Annotated in this window: 12 protein-coding genes; 6 read left to right on the top strand and 6 right to left on the bottom strand. The window is 70.5% G+C overall.

What is annotated here, in order from left to right; genetic code table 11:
- The first annotated feature begins 70 nt into the window (after positions 1-70).
- The 6 genes from ELI80_RS04530 to ELI80_RS04505 all read left to right on the top strand — a co-directional run bounded on the left by ELI80_RS04530 (position 71) and on the right by ELI80_RS04505 (position 6618).
- Entirely contained in the window at positions 71-889 is an 819-nt protein-coding gene (locus ELI80_RS04530; RefSeq protein WP_136649841.1) for an oxepin-CoA hydrolase, alternative type, read from the top strand.
- A 115-nt stretch (positions 890-1004) separates the two neighbouring features.
- On the top strand, positions 1005-2240 hold the full coding sequence (locus ELI80_RS04525; protein WP_236641322.1) for an MFS transporter: 1236 nt from the start codon (positions 1005-1007) through the stop codon (positions 2238-2240).
- Positions 2240-4000, top strand: a complete 1761-nt coding sequence (locus tag ELI80_RS04520; protein ID WP_136649839.1) for a glycosyl transferase family 90 — start codon at positions 2240-2242, stop codon at positions 3998-4000. Before ELI80_RS04525 ends, ELI80_RS04520 begins: the two co-directional genes overlap by 1 nt.
- Positions 4001-4074: 74 nt before the next feature.
- Positions 4075-4614 (top strand): type 1 glutamine amidotransferase domain-containing protein, encoded by a 540-nt coding sequence (locus ELI80_RS04515; RefSeq protein WP_136649838.1) that lies wholly within the window; start codon positions 4075-4077, stop codon positions 4612-4614.
- Positions 4615-4760: 146 nt separating this feature from the next.
- Positions 4761-5378 carry a ribonuclease HII gene (gene rnhB / locus ELI80_RS04510; protein ID WP_136649896.1) on the top strand — a complete coding sequence of 206 codons (618 nt, stop codon included), beginning with the start codon at positions 4761-4763 and terminating at the stop codon, positions 5376-5378.
- Between the two features lie 88 nt (positions 5379-5466).
- On the top strand, positions 5467-6618 hold the full coding sequence (locus ELI80_RS04505) for a site-specific DNA-methyltransferase (RefSeq protein ID WP_136649837.1): 1152 nt from the start codon (positions 5467-5469) through the stop codon (positions 6616-6618).
- 199 nt (positions 6619-6817) lie between these two features.
- Here ELI80_RS04505 and ELI80_RS04500 read toward each other — a convergent pair whose 3' ends face one another.
- The 6 genes from ELI80_RS04500 to sufC form a co-directional block, all read right to left on the bottom strand.
- Positions 6818-7945: an alkane 1-monooxygenase gene (locus ELI80_RS04500; RefSeq protein WP_136649836.1), complete on the bottom strand. Its 1128-nt coding sequence runs from the start codon at positions 7943-7945 to the stop codon at positions 6818-6820.
- Between the two features lie 515 nt (positions 7946-8460).
- Positions 8461-9672 (bottom strand): cysteine desulfurase, encoded by a 1212-nt coding sequence (locus ELI80_RS04495; RefSeq protein WP_136649835.1) that lies wholly within the window; start codon positions 9670-9672, stop codon positions 8461-8463.
- The gene (locus ELI80_RS04490) at positions 9669-10250 is read right to left on the bottom strand and encodes a Yip1 family protein (protein WP_136649834.1); all 582 of its coding nucleotides are present in this window, start codon (positions 10248-10250) and stop codon (positions 9669-9671) included. The genes ELI80_RS04495 and ELI80_RS04490 overlap by 4 nt, the downstream gene beginning before the upstream one ends.
- Entirely contained in the window at positions 10247-10759 is a 513-nt protein-coding gene (locus ELI80_RS04485; protein WP_136649833.1) for a hypothetical protein, read from the bottom strand. The genes ELI80_RS04490 and ELI80_RS04485 overlap by 4 nt, the downstream gene beginning before the upstream one ends.
- Complete coding sequence (locus tag ELI80_RS04480) at positions 10759-12189, bottom strand: SufB/SufD family protein (RefSeq protein WP_136649832.1); 1431 nt, start codon at positions 12187-12189, stop codon at positions 10759-10761. Before ELI80_RS04480 ends, ELI80_RS04485 begins: the two co-directional genes overlap by 1 nt.
- Complete coding sequence (gene sufC / locus ELI80_RS04475; protein WP_136649831.1) at positions 12189-12944, bottom strand: Fe-S cluster assembly ATPase SufC; 756 nt, start codon at positions 12942-12944, stop codon at positions 12189-12191. The genes ELI80_RS04480 and sufC overlap by 1 nt, the downstream gene beginning before the upstream one ends.
- Positions 12945-12957: the final 13 nt, after the last annotated feature.

Raw genomic sequence — 12957 nt, 5'->3', positions numbered from 1 at the left:
TGCCGTGAAGTGCGGCCCCGGGGCGCAGGGCGGCACGGCCGCACGCGACGCGAACAGGGAAGGGGCGCGCATGACCGCTGGATGTGAGATCATCGACAAGGGCGACCGGCTGGTCGTCGTCAACCGCAACGCCGCGCGCCGCAACGCCATGTCGCCGGAATGGACCGCCGGGATGCGCCGGGCCTTCGCGCAGGCTGCGGCAGAGCCGCGGATCGCGGCCGTGATACTGGTGGGCGAAGGCGGGTTCTTCTGCGCGGGCGGAGACCTTAACAAGCTGATGAAGGCCGCCGGCCTCAGCGAGGACCGCCGCCGCGAGGGCATCGACAACCTCGCGAACCTCATCCGCGACATCATGCGCTGCCCCTGCCCGGTGATCGCCGCCGTCGACGGCGGCGCGGCAGGGGCGGGCTTCTCGATCGCCTTCGCCTGCGACCTGATCGTGGCGGCGCGCGATGCGAAGTTCACGGCGGCCTACGTCAACGCGGGCCTCGTCCCCGACGGCGGCCTGTCGGCCAGCGTTTCGGCCGCGCTGCCGCCCGCGCTGGCCGCCGAACTGCTGCTGCTGGGCCAGCCGATCGGGGCCGAGCGGCTGCACCACCTGGGCGCGATCAACGCGCTGGCCGAACCGGGGCAGGCCCTGGCCGCTGCGGACGTGCTGGCAGACCGGCTCGCCGCCGGGCCCGGCGGCGGCCAGCAGGCGATCAAGTCGCTGCTGACCAGCGCCCGCGAGCAGTTGATGGAGCGCCAGCTTGCCGCCGAGACCCCCCTGATGGCGCGCGCCATCGGCAGCCCCGAGGCTCGCGAGGGGATGGCCGCCTTCCTCGGCAAGCGGCCGCCCGACTACGCAGCCCTTCGCGCCGGCGCCCGGGGCGACGCAGCGCCCGAGTGATGCGCCCGGCGCAATGCCGGATCGACCAGCGAAGCGCCTGCGGGACGTTGACAATCGGCGGCCGCAGGCGCCCTTTCCGGCAGATACCCTCATCGCCGTCCCGGGAAGTCGCACCGTGAGCCAGTCCGCCGCCAGAACGACCGCATCCGCCGCGCCCCTTGCCTCGGCCGCGCCCCTTGCCTCGGCCGCATCCGTCACGGCATGGTCCGTCCTCGCCACGCTCAGCCTGTGCCACATGATCAACGACGTCATGCAGTCGCTGCTGTCGGCGATCTACCCCCTGCTGCAGGACGAGTTCGCGCTGACCTACGCGCAGATCGGGCTGATGACCTTCGCGTTCCAGGTGACCGCGTCGATCCTGCAGCCGCTCATCGGCATGGTGACCGACAAGCGGCCGATGCCGAGGTCGCTCGCGGTGGGCATGCTCGCTACGTTCGCCGGGGTCGCGCTGCTGTCGCGCGCGCCCGGCTACAGCTGGCTGCTGGTCGGCGCGATGCTGATCGGGATCGGGTCGTCGGTGTTCCACCCCGAAAGCTCGCGGGTGGCGCGGATCGCGTCGGGCGGGCGCTTCGGGACGGCGCAGTCGCTGTTCCAGCTCGGCGGGAACTTCGGGCAGGCGCTCGGGCCGCTTCTGGCGGCGTTCCTGGTCGTGCCGCTGGGCCGCCCGGTGATCGGCTGGGTCGCGCTGTTCGCCCTGGCCGGGGCCGCGACGCTCTGGCGCGTGGGCACCTGGGCCGAAGGGCGCCGCCGCGCCGCCAAGGTGCTTCACGCCCCCGCGCCGACCCTGCCGCGCGGCCGGGTCGTGGGCGCGATCGCGGTGCTGGCGCTCCTGGTGATGACCAAGAACTTCTACACCGCGAGCCTGTCGAGCTACTACACCTTCTTCCTGATCGAGAAGTTCGGCATCAGCACCCAGATGAGCCAGGTCATGCTGTTTCTGTTCCTCGGCGGCATGGCGGCGGGTGTCATGCTGGGCGGGATCATCGGCGACCGGGTCGGCCCGCTCACGGTAATCTGGGTGTCGATCCTGGGCGTCCTGCCGCTGACGCTGCTGCTGCCGCATGTCGGGCTGGTCCCGACCGCGATCCTCTCGGTGCTGATCGGGCTGATCCTCGCCTCGGCCTTCCCGGCGATCGTCGTCTACGCGCAGGAGCTGGTGCCGGGCCGCACCGGCATGATCGCCGGGCTGTTCTTCGGCTTCGCCTTCGGCATGGGCGGGGTCGCGGCGGCATTCCTCGGGCAGGTGGCCGACGCGCGCGGGATCGAGTTCGTGTACCTCGTCTGCTCGTTCCTGCCGGTGCTGGGTCTGACCACGATCCTGCTGCCGCGCGAAGCATCGCTGAAGGCCTGATGACGGAAGCTGCCCGGCCCGCCGCGCCGTCGCGGCAGGTGATCCACGTGGGCTTCGACAGTTGCGGCGGGCAGGCGCTCGCGCGTCTGTTCCGTCGCAACGGGCTGCCCGTGCTGTGCTGGGACCGGGGCCATGCCGCGCGCGAGATCGCGTATCTCGCCGCCGCGAACCGCCCCCCTGTCGAGGCGTGGCGCGGCCTGTCCCTGATCGCTGAACTCCACAGCCATGCCGGTCCCGAACGGCCGCCGGTCGAGGCGTTCCGCGAACTCGACTGGATCGACCGGCACTTTCCCGGCGCGCTGATCGTGATGACGACGCGCGAGATCGAGCCTTGGCTGGCCGAGCGACTGACCGCGACCGATCTCGGCCGGTCGGCGCCGATGACGGCCCTGCACCGGGGCTGCGCGGTGGCGGACCTGCCGCAACTCTGGACGGCCGACTGGAACGAACACCTGAACGCCGTGCGCGCGCGCTTCGGCGCGACCGGGCGCTACGTTGAGCTGGCGATCGACCGGCTGGACGAAGAGGGGTTGCGCCGCGCGCTGGCGCCCCATGTGCCGGGACTGAAGGCGGCGGGCCTGCCGATGCGGGTCGAGCCTGCCGATCCCGCCCGCGCGCTCGCGCTCATCGACGATGACCGCGCGCCGGTGAACCGCGCTCGCGGGCTGATCGACGCGGCCACGATCGACCGGCTGGTCGCGCATTGCGTCGGCCGGATCGAGCCGGGGCCGGGCGGCGTGACGCAGGCGGTGTCCGGGGTCTATGCCTGGTTCAACGGCAGGCAGGGAGCATGGCGGCGCGACGGGTCGCGTTGGCCGTTGGCGCTCACCACCGCCGAGCCGCGCCGGCTGGTCGCGCGGCCCGGTCCCCACAAGATCGAACGGATCGAGGGGGTGGCGAACGACCTGCGCGCGGTGGCCTTCGGCAAGCCCTTCCACATCGACATGCAGGACGGCCGCCGGATCGGGTCGGACGAGGGCGAGCCGCTGGCCGAGCCGGTGCTGGCCTACAACCGCCGCGACGGGGCGCAGAACGTCGTCCTGTGGCCGCTGCCCGGCCTTCATGCGATTGGCAACACCAGCTTCGCACTGCCGGAAAGCCCCGACGACCGCGACTTCGCGGACAAGCAGGATGCCGTGGTGTGGCGCGGCAGCCTGTCGGGGAACAGCCGCCAGCCGGACGGGACCATCGGTCCCGCCGCGCACACCCTGTTCGGCCGCGCCGCGCGCACGCCGGGCGACCCCGCCGCGTGGCAGGCGGCGGGCGATGCCGCCGCGACCATCCCCCGCGCGGCGATCCTGGCGCGGTACGCGGACCGGCCCGACATGGACCTGGGCCTTGTCCCCGCGATGGTTCTGCAGCCCTACGCCGACCGCGACCCGCTGGCCCGCCTTGCACGTCCGCGGCTGTCGCGCGCGCAGATGCTGGCCTATCGCTACCAGCTTTGCCTGTCGGGCTTCGACGTGGGCACCAACTTCATCTGGGCCGCGAACTCGAACTCCGTCGTCCTGAAGGAAGAGGCGGGGTGGGAGGTCTACTACTCCGCCCTGTTCCGCCCTTGGGAACACTACATCCCGCTTGAACCCGGCTGCCCCGACCTGCCCGAGCGGCTGGACTGGGCCCGCACCAATCCCGCCGCCTGCCGGGACATGACGGCCGCCGCACGCGCCGCCGTGCGGATGCTGTCGGACCGCGGCGGGCAGCTTGCGATGATGCGGGCCGTGGCCGAGACGCTGCCGCCCGCGACCTTCCCGTTCTGATCCATCAAACATGAGGCGGAACGGCCCGCCCGGGCCCGACGTTGCCGATGGGACGAAACGGAAAGGAATGCCGCATGGCACAGGACATCACCGGCAAGCGCGTGCTCATCATGGCCACCGACGGGTTCGAGGAATCCGAGCTGACCGAGCCGATGAAGCAGCTGGAAAAGGCCGGCGCGACGGTCGAGATCGCCTCGCTCAAGACCGGCAAGATCCGAGGCTGGGACAAGACCGACTGGGGCAAGACGGTGAAGGCGGGCCTCGCCATCGACGACGTGAAGGTCGATGAATGGGATGCGCTGGTGCTGCCCGGCGGGCAGATCAACCCGGACCTGCTGCGGGTCGAGAAGTCCGCCGTCGATCTCGTCCGCAACTTCGCCGCCGCGAACAAGACCGTCGCCGCGATCTGCCACGCGCCGTGGCTTCTGATCGAGGCGGGGCTGGTCAACGGCAAGCGCATGACGAGCTACGAAAGCATCCGCACCGACATGAAGAACGCCGGCGCCGACGTGCAGGACGAAAGCGTCGTCGTGGACGGCAACTACATCACCAGCCGCAAGCCCGCCGACATCCCGGACTTCGTGGACGCGATCACGACCGCGCTCTCGCGCTGACGAACCGGCGCCGGCGGGGTTTCACCGCCGGCGCCGCCTGCGCTATTGTCCCGGGAAAAGGGACAGGGCGCATGAAGGATCTTTTCGGACCACAGTTGCACGACCCGCGCCCGCGCCCCCGCGCGCGGCCGGGCGCGCCCTGCGGCATGCGCCACGAACGCGAGGCCGTGGCCGACGGCGCGATCCTCGTCTGCGGCGTGGACGAGGCGGGGCGCGGCCCCCTTGCCGGACCCGTGACGGCGGCGGCGGTGATCCTGCCCGCTCGTGGCATCCCCCGCGGTCTCAACGACTCGAAAAAGCTGAACGCCGCCGACCGCGAACGCCTCGCGCTCCGGATCATGGCCTGCGCCGACTGGGCCGTGGCCCACGCCACGGTGGAGGAGATCGACGCGATCAACATCTACCACGCCGCGCACCTGGCCATGTGCCGCGCGGTCGAGGCGCTGAGGGCCCGCCCCTGCGTCGCCCTGATCGACGGCAACCGTATCCCGAGTGGGCTGTCGGTCGCCGGCCGCGCCATCATCGGCGGCGACGCGCAGTCGGCGTCGATCGCGGCCGCCTCGATCATTGCCAAGGTGACGCGCGACCGGGTGATGGTGGATTTGGCGCAACAGCACCCCGGCTATGGCTGGGACATCAACGCGGGCTATCCCACGCCCGCGCACAAGAAGGCGCTGCGGGAACTGGGCGCAACCCCGTTCCATAGGCGCGACTTTGCGCCGGTGCACAACATCTTGTGTAAAGACGAAAAGGCAAGTGCTTGATTCAAAATACTATTTGACCGCGAATCGGTCCTGACTCATCATCCGGGGCAGAAAGATCGGCACCAGCCGGCGACCCCTGAGGCAGTCCATGACGCAGACCATCCCGACCCGCCGCGCGCCACGCGCGCCGGCCGACCAGACCCGCACGGGCGCCGCGCTGCCCCTGAACAGCATTCTCGCGGGCGACTGCGTCGAACAGATGCGCGCGCTGCCCGAGGCGAGCGTCGACCTGATCTTCGCCGACCCGCCCTACAACCTGCAGCTGCGCGGCGACCTGCACCGCCCCGACAACTCCAAGGTCGCCGCGGTGGACGACGCGTGGGACCAGTTCGGCAGCTTCGCGGCCTACGACGCCTTCACCCGCGACTGGCTCGCCGCGGCCCGCCGGCTGTTGAAGCCCGACGGGGCGATCTGGGTGATCGGCAGCTATCACAACATCTTCCGCGTGGGCGCGGAAATGCAGAACCAGGGCTACTGGCTTCTGAACGACGTGATCTGGCGCAAGTCGAACCCGATGCCGAACTTTCGCGGCAAGCGCCTGACCAACGCGCACGAGACGCTGATCTGGGCCTCGCGCAGCGAGGGCGGCAGGTACACCTTCAACTACGAGGCGCTGAAGTCGCTCAATGACGGCATCCAGATGCGCTCGGACTGGACGCTGCCGATCTGCACCGGGTCCGAGCGGATCAAGGGCGAGGACGGCGGCAAGGCGCACCCGACCCAGAAGCCCGAAAGCCTGCTTCACCGCGTCATCGTGGGGACGACCAACCCCGGCGACGTGATCCTCGACCCGTTCTTCGGCACCGGCACCACCGGCGCGGTCGCCAAGATGCTGGGCCGCGACTTCATCGGGATCGAGCGCGAGGCCGCGTACCGCGACGTCGCGGAGCGCCGCCTTTCGCGCGTGCGCCGGCTCGACATGAGCGCGCTCGGCACCACCACCGGCAAGCGGGCCGAGCCGCGTGTGCCGTTCGGGCAGGTGGTCGAGCGCGGGATGCTGCGCCCGGGCGAGGAATTGTGGTCGATCAACGCGCGCCACAAGGCGCGGGTGCGGGCGGACGGCTCGCTGATCGGGAACGACGTGAAGGGGTCCATCCACCAGGTCGGCGCGGCGCTGGAAGGCGCGCCCAGCTGCAACGGATGGACCTACTGGCACTTCAGGCGCGAGGGTCGGATGGTTCCGATCGACCTTCTGCGCCAGCAGATCCGGGCCGAGATGTCGCAGAGCGACCTCGCCTGACCGGCTCGCCGGTGTCCCCCTGCCCGTGGTTCCGTCACGGGGTCCGGGGGACAAACTCGCCCCGCCGCGCGGTGACGCACGGCGGGGCTTTTTCATGTCAGCGGCGGCGCGGCTCACGCGGGCAGGTGGCCGCGATGCATCGCGTGGTCGCTGATGCCATGCCAGGTCACGAAGGCAGGCCCTCTCGCAGGCGACGCCGCTACAAGGCCCCGCGCGGCCGGGGGTTGGCGCCGGTGGTGTAGGGGCGCCAGTCCTCGATGTCGGGATAGAACTGCCGCCGCCAGGCGCGCACGCGCGGGTTCATCCGCCGCCGCCACCAGGGCGGCACCATCGCGACGAAGGTCATCGCCGGATAGCCGAAGGGCAGTTGCGGCGCCTCGTCCGCCTCGTAGGTCTGAAGAAGCGGGAAGCGCCGGTCGGGCTTGTAGTGGTGGTCCGAATGGCGCTGGAGATTGATGAGCAGCCAGTTCGACGCGGTGTGGCTGGCGTTCCAGCTGTGCCGCGGCAGGACATGCTCGTACCGCCCCGCGCCGAGATGCCGGCGCGTGAGCCCGTAATGTTCGACGTAGTTCGTGAGTTCGAGCTGCCAGATCGCGACGAAGGCCTGCCAGGCGAACAGCAGGACACCCTGCCACCCGCCCAGGGCTCCCGCGAGCGCCAGCATCCCCAGCTGCAGCGCGGCGTAGCGCCAGAAGGGGTTGCGCCGGTCGTGCACCTTGCGCCCGGCGCGGGCGAGAAGCCGCGTCTCTGCCCGCCACGCCGATCGCGGGCAGGTCCAGAGGACGCGCAGGAAGTAGCGGAAGAACCCCTCGTTGTAGCGCGCCGACACCGCATCGGCGGGCGTCGCGACCCAGGAGTGGTGCACCAGCAGATGCTCGGTCCGGAAATGCGAATACAGCGTCGAGGCCAGCAGGAGGTCGCCCAGCCAGCGTTCGTGCCCCGGCTTCTGGTGCAGCAGCTCGTGGGCGTAGACCATCCCGATCGTGCCTGACATGACCCCGATTCCGAAGAACAGCCCGATCTTTTCCCATCCGCCGAGATGGCCGGTGTGCGCCACATACCAGATCGCGCCAAAGATCACCGCCGCCTGCACCGGGAACCAGATCACCGTGATCGCGCGGTGCCAGAACAGCTGCGCCGTCGGCGTTTCGGGGTCCGGGTTGTCGCCGTTCAGGCCCAGAAGCGCGTCGAGCGCCGTCACCAGGTACCACGCGTAGACCGGCATCAGCACAAACCACCAGCCGCCGCGCATGGCGGCCAGGATGGCCAGGGGCACCAGCCCCAGCGACATCCAGAACGGGGCGGCGGATCGCAGTCGCGTGTTCATGGCCGGCAATCTATCCCGCGCGCAAACGACCCGCCAGACTCGCGAAGGGCCGCCAGCACCTTGCCCGCGCGCCCGGGTTCCGGCACAAGGGATCCCGCGTCGCCTCACGTGGCGAAACTGGTAAACGCAGCGGACTTCAACGGAGTGCCCGCGCGGAAACGCGCGGCGTAGAACGGCTCAAATTCGGGGAAACCTCACGGGTCGCGCCGGTGGCAATCCCGAGCCAAGCCCCGGCACGGCCTGCGGGTCGGGGAAGGTGTAGAGACTAGACGGGCCGCAGCTTCCGGCAGCCTTTCGGGGCGGCCCTGCTGAAGGGATAGTCCAGCCCACGAACGCCGCGGACAGCGGCGGCGGCGGAAGCCGAAGTGGGACGAAAATCCGCCGCCTTCGGGCTTCCCGGTTCGAAGCCGGGCGTGAGGACGCGCATTTCCGCAACAACCGGCATCTTCTGTCGATGAATATCCGGATGGATGGGCGTCGGCCCATCCACGGGCAGCGCCCCGGATCGCGGCGCCTTACCCGAACAGCTCGCGGCAGAACACCAGCCCGTCGATGAGCGCGTCGGCGTCGCGGGTGGTGTTGTACATCGCAAAGCTCGCCCGCGCCGTCGCGGACAGGCCGTAATGCTGCATCAGCGGCATCGCGCAGTGCGTGCCCGCGCGCACCGCGATGCCGCGCTTGTCGAGCACGGTCGAGATGTCGTGCGCATGCGCGCCCTCCATCGTCAGCGAGAAGATCGCGCCCTTGTGCGGCGCGTCCCCCTGGACGTCGATCCAGTCCAGCTCGCGCAGGCGGCCGCGGGTGTAGTCGCGCAAGGTCGCCTCGTAGGCGGCGATGTTCTCCATCCCCAGGCTCATCAGGTAGTCCAGCGCGACGCCGAGGCCGATCTGGTTGACGATGCCAGGGGTGCCCGCCTCGAACTTCAGGGGCGGGTCGGCGTAGGTGACGGCGTCGCGGGTGACGTCGCGGATCATGTCGCCGCCGCCGAGGAAGGGGCGCATCTCGGCCTGCCGCTCGCGCGAGATCCAGATCGCGCCGGACCCGGACGGGCCATAGAGCTTGTGCCCGGTGATCGCGTAGAAGTCGCAGCCGATCCCGGCCACGTCCACCGGCATGTGGACCGCCGCCTGGCTGCCGTCGACCAGGACCGGCACGTCAGTCCCGCGCGCGATCGCGGCGACATCGACGATGGTGCCGGTCACGTTCGACATGTGGGTGACGGCGACCAGCCGGGTGCGCGGCCCGATCGCGGCCAGCACCTTTTCGGGTGGCAGGCTGCCGTCCGGCTCGGGCTCGACCCATTTCAGGACCACCCCCTGCCGTTCGCGCAGGAAGTGCCAGGGGACGATGTTGGCGTGGTGTTCCAGCACGCTCAGCACGATCTCGTCGCCCGCCTGCAGCCGCGGCGCGGCCCAGGCATAGCTGACCAGGTTGATCGCCTCGGTCGTGCCGGTGGTGAAGATCACCTCGTCCTCATGCGGCGCGTTCAGGAACCGGGCGATGGTGGCGCGCACGCGTTCGTAGTTGTCGGTCGCGAGGTTCGACAGGAAGTGCAGCCCGCGGTGGACATTGGCGTATTCGCCGGCATAGGCGGCGCTGATCGCGTCGATGACGACCTGCGGCTTCTGCGCGCTGGCGCCGCTGTCCAGATAGACCAGCGGCCGCCCGTTCACCTGCCGCGACAGGATCGGGAAATCGGCGCGGACGCGGCTTGCGTCGAAGTTCATGCGAACACCTCCGGCATGATGCCGAGCGACGCGGCCAGCAGGCTCAGCGCGAAGCCGGCCACGAACACCGTGCCGACGATGCCGAGCGCCACCAGCAGCGGATTGCGGAAGCCGTGGACGGCACGGATCAGTTGCACGGCAAGGACGAAATAAAGCGCGAAGGACAGCAGGCTGAGGATGCCGCCGATCGCGGGAAGGGCGATGCTGATCAGGATCTGCGGGATCTGCACGACGAGCATCGCGACTTCGATCCACGCGGTGACCAGCAGCGCGTCGTCGAAGCGGCCGGTGCCGCCGAACAGGCGGCCCACGCGGTCGACGAGCGCGGCGAAAAGCGCAGCTGCCCCGACCTGCAGCAGCGCCATGCCCATCGGCTGCGAGGCGAGGCGATCCATCCCCGCCTCGGCCCCGGGCAGCGTCCGCATCAGGAGGCACGACATGATCGCGCCGACCGATGCGGCAAGGAAGATCGTGAGCCAGCTTTCGCGCCGGCCCACCCCCAGGCCCTTCAGCGCGGCAATGGCGGCGCCGGGGTCGCGTACGCTGACGCCAATCAGGTCGATGATCCGGCCGATCATGGCGCGCCGCGCGGATCGGGCGCGCGGTCGTCCAGCGCGCGCAGGTTGACGAACCACAGGACCAGGAAGGCCGCCCCGGCGATGCCCTGCGCCAGGTCCGCAGTCGGTCCGGGGCCGACGATCCCCTGCGTCAGGCCGGCGAGCAGCATCAGGGGCGTGACCACCGCCATCGTCCAGATCAGCGCGAGCCGCGCGTCCGCGCCTGTGCCCGTCCAGCCGAACGCGCGCGCGATGACGCCCGACAGCGCGGCCAGAAGATAGACCACCAGCGGCATCAGGAACATCGTCGCCATCAGCGCGCCGCCCAGCCGCGCGCCCAGCGGGATCGACGGATCGACCTCCGCCGCGCGCACATGGGCGGGCCACTGGGCTACGAAATACATCGCCAGCGTGCCCAGCAGCAGCGCCAGCAGCGCCGGGTCGCGCATGCCCCGCAGGCCGCGGACGGTGCGCGCAGGCGCGCGCCACCCCATCGCCAGCCGCGGGATCAGGCCCGGCGCAGCCATCATCAGGCCGACCCTGCGCGGTGGCTGTCCGCCGTCGCGTGACGGTTCAGCCACAGCTCCAGCCGGTCGCCGATCTCGGCTCGCAGGTCGTCATCCTCGACCTCGGCCAGCGCCTCGGCCAGGAACGACAGGACCAGCATCACGATCGCCCTGTCCTTCGGCACCCCGCGCGAGCGCAGGTAGTAGAGCGCGACAGGATCGATCGCGCCGGTGGTCGAGCCGTGGCTGCAACGCACGTCGTCGGCGTAGATTTCCAGCTCGGGCTTGGCGAGGAACTGGCTGTCGTCGTCCAGCAGCAGGGCCTGGCTGATCTGGTAGCCGTCCGTCTTCTGCGCGCCGGGCTTCACGAGGATCTTGCCCTGGAACACGCCGACGGCGCCGTTCTTCAGCACCTTCTTGAAGACCTGCCGGCTTTCGCAGCGCTCGGCCCCGTGGGTCACGAAGACGGTGTCGTCGTGGTGGAACGGACCCTGCGCGCCGTCGCCCAGCACCGCGCCCGCGACGTGCGCCACGCTGTCGTCGCCGGCGATGTCGATGACGGATTCATGCCGCATCAGCGTGCCGTTGAGCGACAGGGTGAAGGACTTGAAGGCCGCATCCTCGTCCACGCAGGCGAAGATGTGGCGCGCGCCGATCCGGGTGCCGGCCGCGCGGATCGCCGCGATGTGGTGCAGCCGCGCGCCCGGGGCCAGATCGGCCTCGATCACGGTGTTCTCGCGCGCGCCGGCCATGCCGGTCTCGATCAGCGTGAGTTCGGCGCCCGCGTCCAGCCTGATGACGTGGTGCAGGACGACGTCGGCAGCCTCGTCCCGGCGGCGGTGGATGATGTGGACCGGGCGCGCGACCCGGGCCGAGACGTGAATCGCAAGGCCGTTCGTCGCGACCGCCGTGTTCAGCGCGGCGAAGGGCCGGACGACGGGCTTCTGCCCCGCCGCCTCCAGCGCGCCGTAGCTTTGCGCGATCCAGTGGCCCGGCTGCGCGTCGGCGGCCTGCAGCGTCTCGATCCGCACGCCGTCCGCGTCCGGCGCGTCCGAGGCCGCGGGGTCGAACACGCCGTCCACGAACACCAGCCGCAGCCGGTCGAGCGAGCCGAACATCTGCGGCTCCTCGTCGCCGATGGCGAGGGGGGCCGGGGTGTCGGCGTTCAGCAGCTTCGGATCGGTGTAGCGCCAGTATTCGTCGCGGGGCTTCGGCAGGCCCGCAGCGACGAGCCGCTGCATCGCGTCGCGCCGCGCGGCCGCGGTGCAGCCGTCCTGCGGCGCCTGCAGCGCCTCGAGGCGCGGCGCGGGGGCGGGCTGGGTGCCGCCCACGACCTCGGGCGTCTGGATGCCGCGCGACTTCTGCGGCGCGTCGGCCCGGGTCTGGGTCTGGGCCTGAGTCTGGGCCTGGGCCTGTATTTCGGCCGGGGCCGTGCGGGCGGCGGTGTCGGTCATCACGTTCCCTCCGCAACGATGCCGGCATAGCCGTTGCGCTCGACCTCCAGCGCCAGGTCGGGGCCGCCCGTCCGCACGATCCGGCCGTCGGCCATGATGTGGACGACGTCGGGGCGGATGTGGTCCAGCAGGCGCTGGTAGTGGGTGATGACGAGGAAGGCGCGGTCGGGCGAGCGGAGCGCGTTCACCCCGTCCGCGACCAGCCGCATCGCGTCCACGTCAAGGCCGCTGTCGGTCTCGTCCATGATGCACATGCGCGGCTGCAGCATCGCCATCTGCAGGATCTCGTTGCGCTTCTTCTCGCCGCCCGAAAAGCCCACGTTGACCGGGCGCTTCAGCATGTCGGCGTCGATGTGAAGCGCCTTGGCGCGCTCTCGCACCACCCGCAGGAAGTCGCCCGAGGACAGTTCGTCCTCGCCGCGCGCCTTCCGCTGCGCGTTCACGGCGGTCCGCAGGAAGGTCATGTTGCCGACGCCGGGGATTTCCACCGGGTACTGGAAGGCCAGGAACAGGCCCGCGGCGGCGCGTTCTTCCGGCTCCATCTCCAGCAGGTTCTCGCCGTCCAGCGTCGCGCTGCCGCCCGTCACCTCGTAGCCGTCGCGGCCGGACAGGACGTAGGACAGCGTGGACTTGCCCGACCCGTTCGGGCCCATGATCGCGTGCACTTCGCCCGCGGGGACGGTCAGCGTCAGGCCCTTGAGGATCTGCTTGTCCTCGTCTTCCAGCTTCACCTGCAGGTTGGTCACTTCGAGCATATCGTCACATCCA

Source organism: Paracoccus aeridis (assembly GCF_004923205.2).
Classification (GTDB): Bacteria; Pseudomonadota; Alphaproteobacteria; order Rhodobacterales; family Rhodobacteraceae; genus Paracoccus; species Paracoccus aeridis.
The sequence above is the reverse complement of the archived record's forward strand: the minus strand, read 5'-3'. Positions and strand labels throughout refer to the sequence as shown.